Consider the following 19271-nt stretch of genomic DNA (forward strand, 5'->3'; position numbering starts at 1 on the left):
GTTGAATATACATAAAAAATTAATGCTCGTTAATGCAACTTTTGTTACCTATGCTTTTAAAAAAAATAAAGTAATTTGCATAAAAAATTAGACTATGGGATTATTAGATTTTCTATTTGGAAATAAAGACAATACGATAAAAGATTTTAAAACTAGAGATGCAATTATAATAGATGTTCGCACTATTAAAGAATTTAAGCAAGGTGCTATCTCAGGTTCTAAAAATATCCCTTTACAGACCATTAAATCTAAAATTGAGGATATTAAAAAATACAACAAACCAGTAATTACTTGTTGTGCAAGCGGAATGCGTTCTGGCAGTGCTGCTTCAATTTTAAAAAATAATGGTATTGAAGCTATTAACGGTGGAGGTTGGATGAGCTTAAATAGTAAGCTATAATTTAAGACCCTTTAATTCTTCGATAGATTGAATTGAGTTTTCATTATATTTTAAAGTCCAACCTAGTGAATTGGTTAAAATATAAAATTTAGAAAGTTCACTTATTAATCTGTTTTTAGCATTAGATTTTAAATCAGAAGCTTCTATCTTCTTCTTCAAAACGTCTTTTACCGTTTTATTAATCTCGTTATAATCTTTAGCTTCAAAGGGATTTAAATAATCGGCTTGTACATCATAATATTCCAAATCTGGGTGTACTTTAAGTTCTTCTTCTGGAATATTAGTTATCGTTAGTGTTTTATTTACTTCATCAACATCGTATTCTATTTTACTTAAATCATACGCTATGGTAACTTCAGCATTAACAACTACAAGCGCTTTTTTTTCTGCAGATAATAAATCTCCGAAAATATCTTTTGAATTTTTATATGTAAATACTTCGCTAAAATAACCTTCGGTCACTACCAGTTTCCCAACATTGTTAATTTGTTCTTGGATTAGTGCTGTACTCTCTTTTAAGACTAACTTCTCTTTCTTTTTGTCACCGCAATATTTAAAAGTGAACAATATAACAAGGGTAATAATAACACCAAATAGAATCTTTCGCATGCTCTAATTTAGAAATAATTTGACAACCATGAATCTAGTGATAAAAATAAGGCATAAAAAAACATCAGTTTCCTTCGACTTTGAAGTCTAACTAATGCATCCATGTCATCTTTCAATAACATAACAAATATAAAATTATGTTTTGACCTTTAAATTAAATAAACGTTAATCAATCTTTATATTAAGTTACTTTTTTTTGCTTTTTGAACTGCTTCTAGCTTATTATGCACTTGAAGTTTTTTATAAATATTCTCTATATGTTTTCTAATAGTACCGGTTGATAATATTAAATTATCGGCAATGGCATTATAACTTAGGCCTTTACTTAAATGCTCTAAAACTTCCGTTTCCCTAGCTGTTAGTGTAATGTCGTCTTTATCCTTTTGGTTTTGAATTTGAATTGGGTTTCGTAATAATTTTAATGTTTTTAAAGCAATGGACGGGTTCATGGCCGCACCTCCATTTAAGGTTTCAACCATACCCGCGTTTAAATCTATTGGATTCACTTCTTTTAATAAATAACCATCTGCCCCTGCTTTTATAGCATTAAAAATATTTTCATCATTATCGAAAACCGTTAGCATGATAATTTTTATATGTGGATATTTTTGCTTTACCAATTCTGTAGTTTCAATTCCATTTAAAACTGGCATTTCAATATCCATCAAAATTATATCTAAGTTATAATTATCATCTAGTTTTGCTAATAGTTCAGCTCCATTTAGCGCTGTAAATTTCAGGTCTATATTATCAAAAAAAGAAAGCTTTTCTTTAACGGCAGTAATTAAGAACGTATTATCGTCTGCAATGGCTGTTTTAATTTTCATTTATTTTTTTTGAATAAGGCTTTAAACTTAAGAAATTACAACTTTAACTAACATCACTAAAGCATTGTTTTTCTTTAAACACCAACGTATAGTTCTATTTGTGTTCCCACATTAATTTTACTGATAATATTAAGAGTAGCTTTAATATCTTTTGCACGCTTTTGTATATTATTTAAGCCATTTCCATCTCCTGCTTTTGTTATATCAAATCCTTTTCCATCATCAACCACTTTAATAACAAGTTGTTCTTTATTTTGAAAAATTTCAACTGTAACATTTTTGGCTTCAGAGTATTTTATTGCATTATTTATAGCTTCTTGAACTATTCTGTAAACGTTCATTCCCGTTACCGAAGAAAAAATAGTGCTATTTAACACGGTGTCTTTTAATATAAATTTAAAGTTAATATTCCCTGAATGGGTATTAGCATTTTCTACAAAATTACTAATGCGTGTTTGTAAATCTTCTAAAGAAATTTCACTCTTGTTCATGGCCCAAATAGTGTCTCGCAACTCGTAAATAGTTTCTTTAGTAAATGCACTTATATCTTTTAACTTTTTAGTTAATTTTTCGTTTTTAATCTCGAATCCGTATTGCAAATTTTCGATAGAGGAGATAATGAACGTAAGTTGGGCACCAATGTTATCATGTAAATCTCTAGAGATTTTTAGGCGTTGGTCTTGTAATTTATTCTGAGTTTCAATTCGGGCTAATGCTTCTTTTAACTCTGATTCTTTTTGAAGTTGGCGATTTTTAAGTTTTTGCTGATTATAGAGTAAATACCCCAACACCGAAAGCAATATGGCTACTAACCCTAAACCCATTAGTTGCGTGTTTTTTTTGCTAATTCTTAGTTCTTTTTCAATTAGTTCTGCACGCTGGGTAACTATTTCTTTTTCCTTCTTTTCTGTTTCATATTTTATTTCAAATTCTGAAATCTTTTCGGTAAGCGAGTTTTTAGATAAATCCTCACTTATACCATGATACTCTTTAAAATAGTTGTACGCTAAATTGTAATTTTGTTTTTGTTGATATAACAATGACAAGTTTTTGTATAAACTTGCTATATCTGAGGGGTTTTCAGCAGCTTCTATAAAAGGTTTCGATTTTAAAAGATATGTTTCTGCTTCTCTAAGTTTTCCTATACTTAAATAATTTACCCCTAAGTTTAGGTAAGTTGCCCTTAGCGTTTGGTTATCATCAACACGCCTAGCCTCATCTACTACTGATTTATAAATTGAAATTGCCTTTAAAGGTTTGTTGCGTACTGTAGCCAATTGTGCCATTCCTGTTTTTGAGAATAACATCACCTTGCCGTAATTAACTTCCTTTGCTTTCTCAAACGCGAGTTTAAAATGTTTTTCGGCTTTTGCATAAAGTGTTGTGTCTTTTTCTTTTTCTCCAATCTCCTTATACATGCCAGCTATGTTGAACAAACTATTAGCAATATCTATTTTATTATTGCCGTTTTTCTTAATATTTAGTGCCTTACTGTAAAACTCCAGAGCTTTGTTGTAGGCCTTCATATCTTCATAAATTAAGCCTATATTATTAAAAGATTTACCAAGCGCTGTAGAATCATTAAGTTTTTCGGCCAGTGATATAGCTTCTCTATGAACATCTAAAGAGGCCTCTGCCTCATTAAGATAAGACATGGCTAAAGCTTTATTGTTTAAATATGTAAGTTGGTCTTCTTCATTTTTTTCTTCTTTTGCTTTCTCTAGTGCTTTATTAAAGTTACTTAGGGCACTTTTAAAATCTCCTTGATAAAAATTAAGCACACCTTTATCGCCAAAGTATTTAATGTACAAATCGTAATAGTAATTATTCTTTAAAATTTCCCAAGATTTGGCGTAGTATGCTTCAGAAGTTTTGTAATCGCCTTTAATAATATAAATCTGGGCATAGTTTAAAAAAGAAATTAAACGGGGTTTATGTAAATGGGGTTTATTTTCGGTAAAACTTATGGTTTTATTAATATAAACTTCGGCAGAATCTCTATTTGCATCAAAATATTCCTTTACTAATTCTGTTAATGCCGTTACCTTATTTTTTTCAGAGGCACTATTTTTATAAATATGCTTTAAACTATCTAATTTTTTATTGTCAGGTTGAGAGAATGTAAAGAGCGAAATGGAGAAGAGCAATAAAATTAAAAATCGATTCATAAATAAAAAAATCAATGATAGGTTTCAACAATAAACGTTTGTAAAGAAATTATTTTTTTTAGAATTTTAAAAATACGTTTACTTAACGATGCATTAACATCATGCAATAGTTTTTCTTTTTCAATGAGCTCAAAAGATTTTTCTTGCTGAAAAAAAAGTTGAATTTGAAGATTCAAAATTTTATCTTCATCAAGATTCTTTTCAATAAGATGATTTGATACAATTATCAATATGTTGTAAATCAAAACTAAAACCAAGAGCCCTAAACATCCAATAAATACCTCATCAAAACTCATAGTAAATTATGTTTAAGGATGTTTATTGGAAAAATAGACGAAAATAAAAAAACACCAACAACTCAAATTTTTATAAAAAAAGAGCAATCGGTGTTTTCTGTATGAACTGATTAATAGCATTTTAAATCTAATAATTTTTACTAGTTAACCTAATAAATACTCGATTAAGTGTTTGAAAAAAAGATTAAGCGCAATAATCTGATTATCACGCCCAATCGACAAATCTCAACAACAAGATTTATTTTTTAAGGTTGTAAGCATAAATAGTTTGGTCGTTAGCCTTATAAAATAAAAACCCTCCAAATTCATCTACCTCGTATTCTGGCTTTTTGTCTTTAAGCAGAATTTCTTTTTCTATTTCCCCTGTATCTTTATTAAGTTTAACCAAGCCAGCACCTCCGTCTAGGTTAGTTAATATAAACTGTGCATTTTCGGTTGCTGCACTTGCTTTAAAGCGTGTTGATAAATAATCGAACGAAGCACTAGCAATATCTGAAAACATATCAGCGGCTCTTTTTGCCTCTTTACCATAATCGTTATAACTGTTTAAATTGTTTATGCTGCCATAAGCAGACCGGTTGGCTCCCGCTTTAGCACTCATTCCTACAGTCATAGCAGTTGACGCAACAGCTAAAGCGCCTCCAACAATTTTACCAAAAGTACTTCTACCTGGTGATTTGTGATAAACGTGGTAGGTTTCCTTTCCATCAAAACCTACCATAGTCATATTTTGATTAGAAGACAAGAACACGCCACCATCTCTTATTTCCATGTGATTAGGATCTTCCTTTTCATCAAAATTACTTTTGGCAAAATCGCTAACATCACCCGAAGTAGCATCAATAGCCATAATTTTACCATCGGCAGCAATTAAATATCTATCGTTAGCTTCATCAAAAGTTGAAGCAACAGCCGATGCCCTCTTATATTTTAATGGCTTATTCCATACTTGTTCACCTGATTTTAAATTTACAATATTAGCATCCTCGCTTGTAATATAAATTAAACCTTGTGGTGATTCTGCCATTACCATTATATTTTCACCTGTTTTTAAAGGTTTTTTAAACAATGTTTTTCCATCAAAAGAAATTTTATTGATACCTCCTTGCTGAATGCCAAACAAAATACCATCTTCCTGCACATAAAAATGTTGTACAAACCCTTTAGTTTTTGGTGCTTTGTCCCATAAATCCTCACCTGTAGAAGCACTTAAAAACGCTATTTCAGATTCTTGTGCTGCTGTTCTATCACTTACAACCGCCAAACCCAGTGGCAGTATTTGAAAATTAGAAACATTACCCTGTACTTTTCTATCGTCATTCCAGAGTTCTGCGCCATTGCTTCCTATTTTATGAATACGCGTGTTTTTCCCGTTGGTTGTTGTTTCAAATCCATAAATTTCTTTTTCAGTTTCATCAGCAACCATCCAATTAACCCCTTTTATTTTACTTTGCCACAAGTCCTCTCCTGTATGCGATTTTGCCAACAAACCTTGTGCAGTTGGTATAATTAAAAATTCTTTTAAAAGTAGAGGTGTTCCAGTAACACTAAAGTCTTTAGCAATGCCTACCCGTCCTGGTTTATCTAAAAAGAAACTGTAGTCTAATTTGGATGTGTTTAAATCATATACAGCTACTTTGGGTGTCATTTTTTCAAACTTATTACCTTCTTTTTGAATACCACTTACAATTAATTTATTTTGTGGAAGCACTACATTACATGTATAAATTTGGTTCCAATTATCGTTTTCCGAATTAAAAATAACCTCTCCTTTCACATAATCTATAACAGCACGCTTAGTTTTAGAAAGTCCTGCCAATTGCGAACCTACTCCTTGCGAAACAATTATGTATGGTGAATTAGGAACAAACTCCGTTTCCTCTGGCTTAAGTTTTCCAAAATTATTAAATGTAAAAACGGGTTGGCTCTCGGTAGGCTTTATTCCTGCCAATCCATCATTAGTAGCAACTACCAAAATACCACCTACAGTAAGTGTCATTTCGTTAATCTTAGCGCCTAAATTGTAATCTTGATTTGGTGTTTCTGCTTTTTGTGCATTTACTACTAGTGTACTTACCAGAAGAAAAACTAACAAATTAAAGTGTCTCATTGTTGAATTTTGTTTATGATTTATAACACCACAAATCTGCAACAATAGAATACCGTAATCAATACGATGAATTACGTATATTTAGAATACCATATGGGGAAACTGTAATTTAAGAGCCTTTTTTCTAGCTTCAATTTTTTTAATAAAACTTTGGTTAGCCTCAGAATTTGGGTTGAACGGTTTATGGTGAAGCCCTTTTTGAATGCTATCAACCTCATCCATAATTTTATAAGCTGTATTACATATCCAAACAAATTTAAACTGCTGCCAAATATAATTTATAGCAGTTTGGTTTGGATGAATCATATCTTCAGCATAAAACCGGTAATCTCTTAATTCATCCATCATAATTTCATAGGACGGAAAGTAGCAAACTAAATTTTTTACAGTATTAATTACATTATGAATAGCACTCACTAGATGCGCTTTACTTTGAGCGTTTTCAATAAAACCATCTTTTAAGTGTCGTATTGGGGAAACCGTAAAGATGATCTCTGCATTTGAATTTACAGAGCTAATTAACGCCACAATATTTTGCAACGATTGTTTCACTTCTTCAACCGATAATAATCGTTTTTCAAATTCTTTTTGTGGAACCTTGTGGCAGTTCGCTACTATGCTATTAGCTTCTAACAAACGATATACCCAAGAAGTACCACATGTGATAATAATATGCGTCGCTTTTTGAATATTTGTTTTAGTCCGCCTAATTTGAGTATTTAAATCTTCTAAAAGATGTTCTTTTGAAATATTACTCAATTTAGAATGTGCATCAAAACAATGCCATTGTTCATTATGATAAAAAATATCAGATTCTGAATATACCTTCTCATTTACTGCCAGAGACAAAAGCGTCTCAATCGCATTGGGATGAAATAAAATGCCAAAAGGATTTTGTACGTTCTTAAACTTAAAATAATCAAACTTTTTACCAATATTTTCTGAAAAGCACGAACCTAAAAGCAAAATATTAGACTCGTAATTTATTAGATTATCAGCCCGTTTTGATAGTGGTATTTTGGTTTGAAGGTTCATTGAAAGAATTTTTGATGTAACGTTCTAAGTCTTTTTTAGTCTAACTTTTTTAAAGTTCTAAATTATGGCAAAAAACAAGACAATTACACTGTTAAAACTCAAACTTATCAAGTTCTACAAATGTGAAATAAGAACATTCCATAAAATACTGGGCATGAAATAGTTTATTTCACAAATTCTTTAGCAGCTTCTAAAGCGTCATTAATCCCACTCGGATTCTTACCTCCGGCAGTTGCAAAGAAAGGCTGGCCACCACCTCCACCTTGGATGTGTTTACCAAGTTCTCTTACCACTTGTCCTGCGTTTAAACTTTTACTAGCCACTAATTCTTTTGAAATATAGCAAGATAATAACGCTTTCCCGTTTTGTTCCGTAGCTAATAATAAAAAGAGATTATCAAACTGGCTCCCCAGTTCGAAGGCTACATCCTTTAATCCGCCAACATCTAAATCGAGTTTTGTGGCTAAGAATTGTATCCCATTAATATCCTGAAGTTCGCTCTTGAGTTCATTCTTAATATTTTGGGCTTTATCCTTTAACAACACCTCTATTTGTTTTTGTAAACTCGCATTTTCCTCTTGCAATTTTTGAAGCGCTTTTACGGGTTCTTTAGCGTTATTCAATAAGTCTTTCATTTCAAAATAAGTCTTATTGTTTTCAACATAAAAGTCCTTCACTGCATCATTTGTAATGGCCTCAATCCTTCTAATACCAGCAGCAACAGCACCCTCAGATATTATTTTAAAATGCCAGATGTCTGCAGTATTGTCCACATGTGTACCACCACAAAGCTCTATAGATTTTCCAAAGCGTATAGAACGTACGGTATCACCATATTTCTCTCCAAATAAACTCATAGCACCATCAGCAATTGCTTCCTCTTTTGGCACATTACGCTTTTCTTCCAAAGGTAATTTACCTTCAATTCGTCTATTTACAAAATTCTCTACATCTTGCAGTTCCTCAACCGTTAATTTCGAAAAATGCGAAAAATCAAATCGTAAGTACTTAGAGTTTACGGCGCTTCCTTTTTGCTCAACATGGGTTCCTAAAACCTCACGCAGTGCTTGGTGCAACAAATGTGTAGCGGTATGATTGCATTCTGTTCTATGGCGTTGCTTAGAATCTACAACAGCTTTAAACGTCTCATCTAAATGTTTAGGTAGGTTTTTTGTAAAATGTATGATAACATTGTTCTCTTTTTTGGTATCTACAATATAAATTACATCACCATGTATGTCTTCTAAATAACCTTTATCCCCAACTTGTCCGCCTCCTTCAGGATAGAAAGGTGTTACATTAAATACCAGTTGATACATATCGCCTTCTTTTTTAGAAGATACTTTTCTGTACCGTATTAACCTAACATTGGCTTCTAATGTATCGTATCCAATAAATTCTTCATCGGTATCATCAATTAAAATCGTCCAATCATCTGCAGAAGTCTCACTGGCAGCTCTGGAACGGTTTTTTTGCTTTTGCAACTCTTCTTCAAAGCTTTTTTCATCTAACTTTAAACCTTTTTCCGAAAGGATAAGAGAAGTTAGATCGATAGGGAACCCATAAGTGTCATATAATTCAAAAGCTTTTTCTCCTGAAATGGTATCGCCTTTGGTTTCCTTAACAATGCGATTTAATAATACCAAGCCTTGTTCTAAAGTTCTTAAAAAAGAATGCTCTTCTTCCTTAACTACATTTTCAATCAATTGTTTTTGAGCTTTTAATTCAGGAAAAGCTGTTCCCATTTGGTTGCTCAAAACATCAACTAGTCTAAATATAAAAGGTTCTTTTTTATCTAAAAATGTAAAACCATATCGCACCGCACGTCTCAAAATTCTTCTAATAACATATCCTGCGCCAGTGTTGCTAGGTAATTGCCCGTCAGCTATTGAAAAAGCTACAGCTCTTACGTGATCAGAAATTACGCGGATAGCAATATCTACCTTTTCATCACTACCATATGTTTTATCAGTAATAGTTTCAATTTCTCGAATTAGTGGCGTAAACACATCGGTATCGTAGTTAGACTGTACACCTTGTAAAACCATGCAAAGGCGCTCAAAGCCCATTCCTGTATCAATGTGTTTATTCGGTAAGGTTTCAAGAGAGCCATTGGCTTTTCGATTGTACTGCATAAAAACCAAATTCCAAATTTCCACAACCTGTGGGTGGTCTTTATTCACCAAATCCTTACCTGATATTTTTGCTTTTTCTTCCGGAGATCGAATATCAACGTGTATCTCGCTACAAGGCCCACACGGACCTTGGTCTCCCATTTCCCAGAAGTTATCTTTTTTGTCTCCTTTAAGTATTCGGTCCTCAGCAATATGGGCTTTCCAAAAATCATAAGCTTCAGTATCCATTTCAGTACCATCTTCTGCATCACCTTCAAAAACAGTTACATATAAAATATCTTTATCAATACCGAAAACCTCTGTAAGCAACTCCCAAGCCCACGCAATCGCTTCTTTTTTAAAGTAATCGCCAAAACTCCAGTTCCCCAGCATTTCAAAAAGCGTGTGGTGATAGGTATCATAGCCTACCTCTTCCAAATCATTATGCTTACCAGAAACCCTTAAACACTTTTGAGTATCTGCTATTCTATTGTTTTTAGGTTCTGCATTTCCCAAAAAATACTCCTTAAACGGTGCCATTCCAGAATTTACAAACATTAGGGTAGGATCGTTTTTCAAAACCATAGGCGCCGATGGCACAATAGTATGTTTTTTACCTTCAAAAAAACTTAAAAATTTAGATCTTATGTCTTGAGATTTCATAGATGTAATTACACTATTATTCGTTAAATTATAGTATTTGTAAAACAATTTTTATCTTTACTTTTGGTTTTTGCATAAAACTATCCTACAGGCAGCAAAAATAGTATAATTTAAGGAATGAGTAAGGTAAAATATTATTACGATCCAGAATCGCTTTCCTATCGGAAAATTGAGCGTAAAAAACGCAATACCTTTAAGTACATAATGGTATTCTTGCTGGCTTCCGCACTTTTTGCCTTTTTGTTCGTTATAATAGCAGGGCATTATTTTGAATCTCCCAAAGAAAAAGAGCTTAAGCGAGAGCTTACCAACATGCAATTACAGTTTGATTTGTTGAACAAAAAAATGAAAGAAGCTGAAACTGTTTTAGCCAATATTGAAGATAGGGACAATAATATTTATCGTGTTTATTTTGAGGCAAACCCAATTCCTGAAGAACAAAGACGTGCAGGTTTTGGCGGTATAAATAGGTACAAAGATTTAGAAGGCTATGATAATTCTTCACTTATCATAGAAACTAATAAGCGCTTAGATATTTTGCAGAAACAAATAGTAGTGCAATCTAAATCGCTTGATGAAATAGCGATTTTGGCTGAAGAAAAGGAAAAGCTACTAGCTGCAATACCCGCGATACAACCTGTAAGCAATGAGGATTTAACACGAATGGCATCTGGCTACGGTATGCGGTCGGATCCATTTACTAAAGCAAGAAAAATGCATTGGGGTATGGATTTTACCGCTCCGCGTGGCACACCTATTTACGCCAGTGGCGATGGCGTTGTGGTTCGTGCAGATTCTGGTTCAAGCGGTTATGGCAAACATATTAGAATAGACCATGGCTTTGGCTACGTTAGCTTATACGCACACCTTTACAAGTATAATGTTAGAAGAAACCAAAAAGTAAAACGCGGAGACCTTATCGGTTTTGTAGGTAGCACAGGACGTTCTGAAGCACCACACTTACATTACGAAATTTTTAAGGACGGTAACCGAATTAATCCTATTAACTTTTACTACGGAAGTTTAACCGCAGAAGAGTTTAGCGAACTCTTGGAGCGCGCTTCACTAGAAAATCAATCTCTCGACTAATGCATATAGATTTACCCGAAAAACGATATTATGGAATTGGCGAAGTTGCCAAAGCTTTTGGGGTAAACACCTCTTTAATTCGTTTTTGGGAAAAAGAATTCGATATTTTAAAGCCCAAGAAAAATGCTAAAGGCAATCGTAAATTCACACCAGAGGATATTAAAAATCTAAAGTTTATTTATCATCTAGTAAAAGAACGTGGCTTTACTTTAGAAGGCGCTAAAATTCATTTAAAGGAAGAAAAAAAGTCGGCTTTAAGTACGTTTGAAATCGTAAGTAAATTAGAGGATATAAAAAACAAACTCATTCAAATTAAGAAACATCTATAATCAAACGCTCTTCCAATCTTAACATTACGCCTATTAATTTTCTAGATATGTTCATTATTTTTAAGCGTAAAAATGCAACTATTTGTCAATTAAAACCCGTTATATTTCAATGAAATGTCTTTACAAGTTTACGTTATGCTTTTGTTCTATTTTGTTTTACAGTCTAAGTATCAATGCTCAAGGTAATTTTTCTTTAGGTGTTTACGAAGACATTGGCCTTGGATTACGCGGTGATGAACATGGCCATCCTCCAGGAACACTCGATGTTGTGATTAGAGGTAAATATAATTTTAAACAACAACGATTAGGATATTGGCTAGTTTTAGGTGAGTTTGAGTTTGCGGAATTAGCTGGTGATTACAAAAGGTATTCTGGAAACATTGGGTATGCGTTTAATAAAATTGTCTTTCCGAAAATTTGGTTCATACCTAGGTTTGAAATGACTAATTTTGAGACCAACCTTGCATTAGGTTACGGTATTATAAGTCGTTTTGATTTTACTAAACCAAGTTTCGGCTGGTCTTTAGAATTCTCCTACAAACTAACTAAATGGTTAAAAATTAACGTACTTTCCCAAGGAACACAGCGCACAGATATGGTACAATTATATTCTGCAAGCGATAGAGAGCTTGGATTTTTAGATATGCGGGAAAGTTGGTTCTTTGGATTAGAATTTGTTTTCTAATTTAATATGTAATTTTATCCTGATCCAAATAAAGATGTAACAAACTTTATGGTTTTAATGGTTTCTAATACATGAAGGGCTTATTTATATCCTTAGCGAGTAACTTTTTTATTAATTTTGAGTCTAACTAATATCACTAACATTTAAACCTATTATCATGAAGAAATTTTTGCCATGGATTATTATTGGAATTATAGTATTAGGACTGTATTCTTGGGGAAAAAACTTTAACAACACCGCTGTAAATCTAAAAGAAGAAGCCACAAAAACCTGGGCCAATGTAGAGAGTAGTTACCAACGCAGAAATGACCTAATTGGCAACTTAGTAAAAACAGTTCAGGGCGCAGCCGATTTCGAAAGGGGAACCCTAAAAGATGTTATCGAAGCGAGAGCTAAAGCTACATCAATGAATATAGACCCATCGAATTTAACACCAGAACAAATTGCCAAATTTAGTGAAGTACAAAGCGGACTATCAGGTGCTTTAAAAAGCCTTTTAGTAACTGTGGAACGATACCCTGAGTTAAAAGCGAACCAAAACTTCTTAGAGTTACAAGCGCAATTAGAAGGTACTGAGAACAGAATTAACGTTGCACGAGATAGGTTCAATGAAGCAGTAGAGCCTTATAACAAACACATCAAAACATTCCCAAACTCATTGCTTGCAGGCGTTTTAAATTTTGATGACATGAGTTATTTTAAATCTGAAGCTGGAGCCGAAAATGCACCAGATGTAAATTTCGATTTTAAATAATCCTATTATAAACAAAATAACATTATGTCCACTAACATTGAAGCATTTCTTACGGCCGATGAAGAACAGGAGATTGTTGAAGCAATTCGACAAGCAGAATTACATACTTCTGGAGAAATTCGTGTGCATATAGAACACACTTGCAAGGGTGATGCTACAAATCGTGCTTTAGAGGTGTTTCACTTTCTAAAAATGGACAATACTAAACTGCAAAACGCCGTTTTAATTTATGTTGCTGTGGAAGACAAAACCTTCGTTATTTATGGCGACAAAGGGATTAATAATGTTGTTGAAAAAGGATTTTGGGATAGCACAAAAAACATTATCCAGTCAAATTTTAAAAATGGGAATTTTAAACAGGGATTAGTTGAAGGAATTTTAAAATCTGGAGAACAATTACAGCAACATTTTCAGTATACTGACAACGACAAGAACGAACTTACTAACGAAATTTCTAAAGGATAAGGCTGGTATGGGGTATTTAGTATTCAGTATTAAGTCGCAGTCGCAGTCGCAGTCGCAGTCGCAGTTTAAATTGAAAAATAAGTTCATATATACTTTACTAACGCTTTTATTTTCTTTTAACGCTTTATTTGCTCAGTTTGATATTCCTGAAAAACCAAAGTTTCAAACTAGCGTTTACGATTATTATAAGTTATTAACACCTTCACAAAAAAATAGCTTAGAACAAAAGCTTATCAAATACTCCGACACTACTTCAACTCAAATTGTTGTAGCAATAATCGCTTCTACTAAAGGAGAAAATATTAATTATTTAGGAGCACAATGGGGTGAAAAATGGGGTATTGGCCAGGAAAAAGAGGATAATGGCGTTCTTATTTTATTAGCAAGAGATGATAGACGCATTGCTATTAACACTGGTTACGGCGTAGAGCATTTACTCACGGATGCTATGTCTAAACGCATCATTGAGCGCGACATTATTCCTTACTTTAAACAGAATGATTACTACGGCGGACTGAACAGAGGTGCTGATGCCATTTTTGAAGTGATGAACGGCGAATATAAAGGTACACGGCAATCTACCGAAGGCAGTGGTTTTCCTGTTGGATTGATATTCATGTTGTTCTTTATTTTTATCATCATTTTAATTTCTGTATCCAAAAACAGACGCGGTGGTGGAGGAAGTGGAGGAAGAACAGGTGGTGTTGATGGACGAGATTTATTAGAAGCCATAATTTTAAGTAACATGGGGCGCGGTAGCTATCGTAGAGGCTCTAGCGGCTGGGGCGGCAGCTCTCGTGGCGGCGGCTGGTCATCTGGAGGAGGTGGCGGTTTTGGTGGTGGCTTCGGCGGCGGCGGCTTCGGCGGCGGCGGTGCTTCTGGGGGCTGGTAAAACTATGCAGATAAAATAAGACTTCATATAAACGCATAAAAAAAGGAGAGATTGATATCTCATCTCTCCTTTTTATTTAAACTCGTTTTATTACACTAGGAAATAGCACTATTTATCCATTTCCGCTTTTAAGATTCGTTTTATACCATTATTGGACATGTGGCCTAGTTTTGGCTTTACCACATTTCCTTGTCTATCCACCAATGTGTAATGCGGGATTCCTGAAATATTAAATTTCTGCACTAAGTAATTCCACTCATCGTCTGAAACCCTATAGTGTTCTCCTTTAATATTAGCGATAGCGTTCTTCCATGTAGCTTCAGGAGAAGTTTGATTGGTTATATATAAAAACACAACATCTTCATCGGCCATTTCTTCTTTTAACGGTGCAATTCTTTTTATACCAGATTTACATGGGCCGCACCATGTTGCCCAAAAATCTACGTAAACTACTTTCCCTTTAAATTTTTCAAGCATTGATGCAAATAACTCATCGCCTTCCCTTTTTTCTACATTGTGTATTGTATATCCTCCTTTGGTCTTGTTGCGCTCTATCTTTTCTTTGATTTGCTGATTGCAAAACGCCAAATAGTCTTTTAAAAATGAGGTTTGCAACTCTTTCTGAGCAATAGCTAGCTTATTACCTTCATAAAACTTGTAATCTTCAAACTTTTTACACAGGGTTTGCATTCTCATGACATCCTGCATAAAGGAATTTTGCGTTCCAAAAAATGCTTGCATCTTTTCATCACGAACTTTATTCAACCGTTCTCTAAAAATTTCAGAACTATGCTCCATATATTTAGTGTTAAACGTATTGATAGCACTAGCAAATTGTTTGTTAAATAAACGTTCTTCTTCAATTTCTACAGGTGTTTTTAAAACGTTTAACACTTCTGCCATTTTAGCTTCCTCTTCTGTTATTGAAATATCCTTAGTTTTTAAATAGTCCACTACATTAAGAATAAAGTCATGTTTGGGCTGGTCTTGTTTCTTTAAATATGCTGATGCATCCTTAAAATGTTCTCTATATTTTTTGTAGAAGGCTTGTCGGGTATCACCATAAGTCTTTTCAAATTTCTCTTCTTTGGCAAGCATTTCAGGAGTTTCAATTTGCTTGCTCAATTCTGCCATATTTAATTCTTCAGCAGTTAATTCTACCCCCACTTTTTGAAGCCAAAATGCTATTTCCGATTTTGATGGCCGACTAAAGTTTCTATCTTCTCTAAAAATAGGGGCATGCATTAACCTATTCGTGAAAAAATAAAAGCTATTTGACAAGGTTAACAGCTTATTGTCTAAAATATCACGAGATAGAAAATCATAATATTTATCATTCACCTCAAACTCCTTGTATGGCAATATATCTTTTTCATTTTTGGCTTTTTTATTTTTATAAACTATTGAACGGCGATTCATATCATAACTCAAAAGCATATCGTAAAATCCTAGTTCAATTTCTGCACTTTTTATTTGCAGTGCTTTTTCACTAATGATCTTATCTTTTTGAAATGCTTTAAGCTTATCCAAAGATTCATCTTTTAGTTTTTGGCACAATTGTGCATACTTCTCAGGAGATGTTTCTCCTATTTTATTATATTGTTCCTTATTTAACCTAAGTCTAATACCTGATAATTGTTGCAAATCTGAATTCGCACTTGCATTGTCTCCCATAAAAAAAGACTCGTCATTATATACGTAATGAAATGTTGTTTTCTCAGGCTCTAAAAAAACATCATATCTTCCAGTAGGCATTTTTACGTAAACCGTTTGCGGGTGTGTTAGCGGAAATGTTACTTTAAAACTTCCATCATTATTTATCTTAACCAAATGAGATTCTTGACTACCTTTAAACGGATTATTTACATATAGCATTCCTGTTTTTTGCTTCATTCTTCCTGAAAACCCTTTTATCATTCCAGAATAAGTAGTAAAACCTATTATAAACTCCACCTTTTCAATAGCCTCATCATTTTGCATTTTAAAATCTGGGTGATACACCTTTTCCAAACTGTAATCTTGTAACGCCTTTGGCGAATTACCAAAAGCTACTATTCCGCTTTTAACTTGTTTGACATAAACGGTTTTAATCTCACCATTTTTCTCTAGAGTTATGGTGTATTTTTTATCATTTCTTTCAACAGATTTATAGTTCCAAACAATACCGTCTACAATGGCATATTTCGAATTAAACCCATAATCCCAACGATTACTACCATCGGCTAAAAACCAGTTACCTCTAAGCTCTTTTGGCAATATTATACTATTTTCATCTTCTTGTATTACAATATCATAAATACCACCGCCACGTTCTTTTTCCACACCAAACTCAATAGTTTTAACAGTTTTACTTAAAGGCGGAAAATATAACTGATATGTGACTTCTCCCGATTTTGGAAAAAAATTTCTTTTGAATTTTGCTCCTGTGAGTTTAGTGGTGAATAGTTTTTTATCTCCGCTTAAATCTTGGATATATGATTCTTCATGCAAATGAAAGTAACCCCATGGCAACTTTTTTAATTTGAAATGCAAAACCGTTGTGGTGTCTAGCATTTCAATTTTTGTAATTTCTCCTGGATATGTGGCGAGCCCATACTCTGGATTTTCAATGCTTTTTTGTGCATAAATATGCGATGATACTACCCCAACAAAAAGGATAAATAGGAGTTTTTTCATAATTAATAGTTTATTTGATTGATATCTCGAAATTTGTGTGTCCTGGTATACATTTTTCGGTGTCACAGGACATATAGTTGATCTCGCCTTCTATTTTTAAAGGCCTAAAAGTGTTAGTTTTGATGCGCTGTTTAAAAACTGCTTTGTTTTCAAAGTATTTTACGTTCATTTCAAAAACCTCTTCATATACTTCTTTGGCGTCTTCTTCTGATGGCTGGCCTTCACATTCATAATTGTCGCTAGGCACAAAGGTAAATACAGTTGGTAAAGGACCTCCTTCGGCAAGGTGTTGTGAATATAAATGCCAACTGGTTTTTATATCAGCAGTAAGCACAATGTCATATTCGTTTTTTGAAACTTTCTCTATTGTAGTTTTCCAAGTAACAGGACTTAAAATTTGAGAAAAATAATGTGTTGATATTAATACTAAAAGGAATAGGACAACTCTCAAAAGAAGAAATAAAATTAAGTGTTAATAGCTAATACGAATGTAACGAAAGTAAGCGTATAATAGTATGTATTTTCTTAATTATTAGCCAATTTTAATAAGTGTAATGTTAAAACTTACTCTAAGATGTGCTTTAACCTTAATTTAATATCCTTTGCTATTTCTTTACGCCTTGTAACTACAGACACTATTATGTAATGATTTAAAATCAACAATTTGTATCTGCAATATTGTGAAGATGGAATGTAAGAGATACTAGGTACTAATAATAAAAGTCAATTACCAATTAACAAAATCAGAATCTTGAACCTAAACCTTGAAACTAAAAACTTATGCCTCGTTACTTCTTCCTCATATAAACACTTATCGGCACACCATTAAACCCAAAATTCTCACGAAGTTTATTTTCTAAAAAGCGTTTATAAGGATCTTTTACATACTGCGGTAAATTACAGAAAAATGCAAATTGCGGTTGTGGCGTTGGCAATTGCATAATGTATTTAATTTTTACAAATTTACCTTTGTAGGCTGGTGGCGGATAATGCTCTATAATAGGCTGTAAAACCTCATTAAGCTCGCTTGTTTTAATCTTTTTAGATCTATTTTTATAAACCTCAACTGCCGTCTCAATAGCTTTATAAATACGCTGTTTGGTTAATGCAGAAATAAACACAATGGGAACATCGGTAAAAGGTTCCATTTGTTTTCTAATGGCTTTTTCGTATTCTTTTACAGATTTATGGTCCTTCTCAACTAAATCCCATTTGTTTACCAAAACTACAATGCCTTTACGGTTGCGTTCTGCTAGCCAAAAAATATTTTGAACCTGTCCGTCAAAACCTCTGTTGGCATCTAAAACTAACAAGCACACATCGGCATGCTCAATAGCTCTAACACTTCGCATTACCGAATAGAATTCTAAATCTTCTTTTACTTTAGACTTTTTTCTAATTCCAGCAGTATCTACTAGATTAAATTCAAATCCAAAACGATTATATTTTGTATCTATAGAGTCTCTTGTTGTGCCTGCAATATCCGTAACAATATATCTATCTTCACCAATCAATGCATTTATAAAAGATGATTTTCCTGCATTAGGGCGACCAACGACTGCAAAACGTGGCAACTCTTCTTCTACGGTTTCCTCTTTTTCGGGCAATGCCTTAACTAGTGCATCTAAAAGTTCACCTGTACCACTACCGTTTATACTTGCTACTGTGTAATAGTCGCCCAATCCAAGGGCATAAAATTCTACGGCGTCTTCAGCGCGTTTGCCGTTATCTACCTTATTCACTACTAAAAATACTGGCTTTTTTACCTTGCGTAATAATCCTGCAACGTCTTCATCCATTCCGGTAACTCCGTCTTCTACATCAACCATAAAAATAATGGCATCGGCTTCGTCAATAGCCAATTCTACTTGTTTATCAATTTCGGCTTCAAAAATATCATCACTACCTACTACATAGCCACCAGTATCAATCAACGAAAACTCCCTCCCATTCCATTCGCACTTCCCGTAATGGCGGTCTCTCGTAACACCACTTACGGCATCAACGATAGCTTCCCTTTTTTGAATCATTCGATTAAAAAAGGTAGACTTCCCCACGTTTGGTCTTCCCACTATAGCAACTATATTACCCATATTCTTTGAATTGGGTGCAAAGGTAACACTTAATATTGAAGAAAAAATAGTAATTTACAGTACAAA

17 protein-coding genes are annotated in these 19271 nt (G+C 33.4%); 7 read left to right on the top strand and 10 right to left on the bottom strand.

Features of this window, described 5'->3' with window-relative positions; translation table 11 throughout:
* The first annotated feature begins 94 nt into the window (after positions 1-94).
* Positions 95-400 carry a rhodanese-like domain-containing protein gene (locus tag BMY39_RS14070; protein ID WP_092580805.1) on the top strand — a complete coding sequence of 102 codons (306 nt, stop codon included), beginning with the start codon at positions 95-97 and terminating at the stop codon, positions 398-400.
* Here the strand turns inward: BMY39_RS14070 and BMY39_RS14075 are convergent.
* The 7 genes from BMY39_RS14075 to alaS all read right to left on the bottom strand — a co-directional run bounded on the left by BMY39_RS14075 (position 395) and on the right by alaS (position 10222).
* On the bottom strand, positions 395-1009 hold the full coding sequence (locus BMY39_RS14075) for a DUF4230 domain-containing protein (RefSeq protein ID WP_092580807.1): 615 nt from the start codon (positions 1007-1009) through the stop codon (positions 395-397). The two genes, BMY39_RS14070 and BMY39_RS14075, sit on opposite strands and share 6 nt — an antisense overlap.
* Positions 1010-1185: 176 nt before the next feature.
* The gene (locus BMY39_RS14080) at positions 1186-1836 is read right to left on the bottom strand and encodes a response regulator (RefSeq protein WP_092580809.1); all 651 of its coding nucleotides are present in this window, start codon (positions 1834-1836) and stop codon (positions 1186-1188) included.
* 74 nt (positions 1837-1910) lie between these two features.
* A complete protein-coding gene (locus tag BMY39_RS14085; RefSeq protein ID WP_143064783.1) occupies positions 1911-4004 on the bottom strand; it encodes an ATP-binding protein in 2094 nt (697 codons plus the stop codon).
* A gap of 11 nt (positions 4005-4015) precedes the next feature.
* The gene (locus BMY39_RS14090) at positions 4016-4300 is read right to left on the bottom strand and encodes a hypothetical protein (protein WP_092580813.1); all 285 of its coding nucleotides are present in this window, start codon (positions 4298-4300) and stop codon (positions 4016-4018) included.
* 238 nt (positions 4301-4538) lie between these two features.
* Positions 4539-6410: an outer membrane protein assembly factor BamB family protein gene (locus BMY39_RS14095; protein ID WP_092580815.1), complete on the bottom strand. Its 1872-nt coding sequence runs from the start codon at positions 6408-6410 to the stop codon at positions 4539-4541.
* 81 nt (positions 6411-6491) lie between these two features.
* Entirely contained in the window at positions 6492-7445 is a 954-nt protein-coding gene (locus BMY39_RS14100) for a GSCFA domain-containing protein (RefSeq protein WP_092580817.1), read from the bottom strand.
* Positions 7446-7609: 164 nt separating this feature from the next.
* Positions 7610-10222 (bottom strand): alanine--tRNA ligase, encoded by a 2613-nt coding sequence (gene alaS, locus BMY39_RS14105; protein ID WP_092580819.1) that lies wholly within the window; start codon positions 10220-10222, stop codon positions 7610-7612.
* A 117-nt stretch (positions 10223-10339) separates the two neighbouring features.
* Between alaS and BMY39_RS14110 the strand changes: the two genes are divergently transcribed.
* From BMY39_RS14110 to BMY39_RS14135, 6 genes are all read left to right on the top strand, one after another.
* Positions 10340-11311, top strand: a complete 972-nt coding sequence (locus BMY39_RS14110) for a M23 family metallopeptidase (RefSeq protein WP_092580821.1) — start codon at positions 10340-10342, stop codon at positions 11309-11311.
* Entirely contained in the window at positions 11311-11640 is a 330-nt protein-coding gene (locus tag BMY39_RS14115) for a MerR family transcriptional regulator (RefSeq protein ID WP_092580823.1), read from the top strand. The genes BMY39_RS14110 and BMY39_RS14115 overlap by 1 nt, the downstream gene beginning before the upstream one ends.
* 109 nt (positions 11641-11749) lie before the next feature.
* The gene (locus BMY39_RS14120) at positions 11750-12325 is read left to right on the top strand and encodes a hypothetical protein (RefSeq protein WP_143064784.1); all 576 of its coding nucleotides are present in this window, start codon (positions 11750-11752) and stop codon (positions 12323-12325) included.
* A 157-nt stretch (positions 12326-12482) separates the two neighbouring features.
* Positions 12483-13079 carry a LemA family protein gene (locus BMY39_RS14125; RefSeq protein ID WP_092580827.1) on the top strand — a complete coding sequence of 199 codons (597 nt, stop codon included), beginning with the start codon at positions 12483-12485 and terminating at the stop codon, positions 13077-13079.
* A 24-nt stretch (positions 13080-13103) separates the two neighbouring features.
* Positions 13104-13544 (top strand): TPM domain-containing protein, encoded by a 441-nt coding sequence (locus BMY39_RS14130; RefSeq protein ID WP_092580829.1) that lies wholly within the window; start codon positions 13104-13106, stop codon positions 13542-13544.
* A gap of 7 nt (positions 13545-13551) precedes the next feature.
* A complete protein-coding gene (locus tag BMY39_RS14135) occupies positions 13552-14436 on the top strand; it encodes a TPM domain-containing protein (RefSeq protein WP_092580831.1) in 885 nt (294 codons plus the stop codon).
* A 108-nt stretch (positions 14437-14544) separates the two neighbouring features.
* Here BMY39_RS14135 and BMY39_RS14140 read toward each other — a convergent pair whose 3' ends face one another.
* The 3 genes from BMY39_RS14140 to der all read right to left on the bottom strand — a co-directional run bounded on the left by BMY39_RS14140 (position 14545) and on the right by der (position 19205).
* On the bottom strand, positions 14545-17112 hold the full coding sequence (locus BMY39_RS14140) for a TlpA family protein disulfide reductase (protein ID WP_092580833.1): 2568 nt from the start codon (positions 17110-17112) through the stop codon (positions 14545-14547).
* A gap of 10 nt (positions 17113-17122) precedes the next feature.
* Positions 17123-17563: a protein-disulfide reductase DsbD domain-containing protein gene (locus BMY39_RS14145; RefSeq protein ID WP_177176615.1), complete on the bottom strand. Its 441-nt coding sequence runs from the start codon at positions 17561-17563 to the stop codon at positions 17123-17125.
* A 337-nt stretch (positions 17564-17900) separates the two neighbouring features.
* Positions 17901-19205: a ribosome biogenesis GTPase Der gene (gene der / locus BMY39_RS14150; protein WP_092580836.1), complete on the bottom strand. Its 1305-nt coding sequence runs from the start codon at positions 19203-19205 to the stop codon at positions 17901-17903.
* Positions 19206-19271 lie beyond the last annotated feature (66 nt).

The organism is Hyunsoonleella jejuensis, assembly GCF_900111025.1.
GTDB classification, from domain to species: domain Bacteria; phylum Bacteroidota; class Bacteroidia; order Flavobacteriales; family Flavobacteriaceae; genus Jejuia; species Jejuia jejuensis.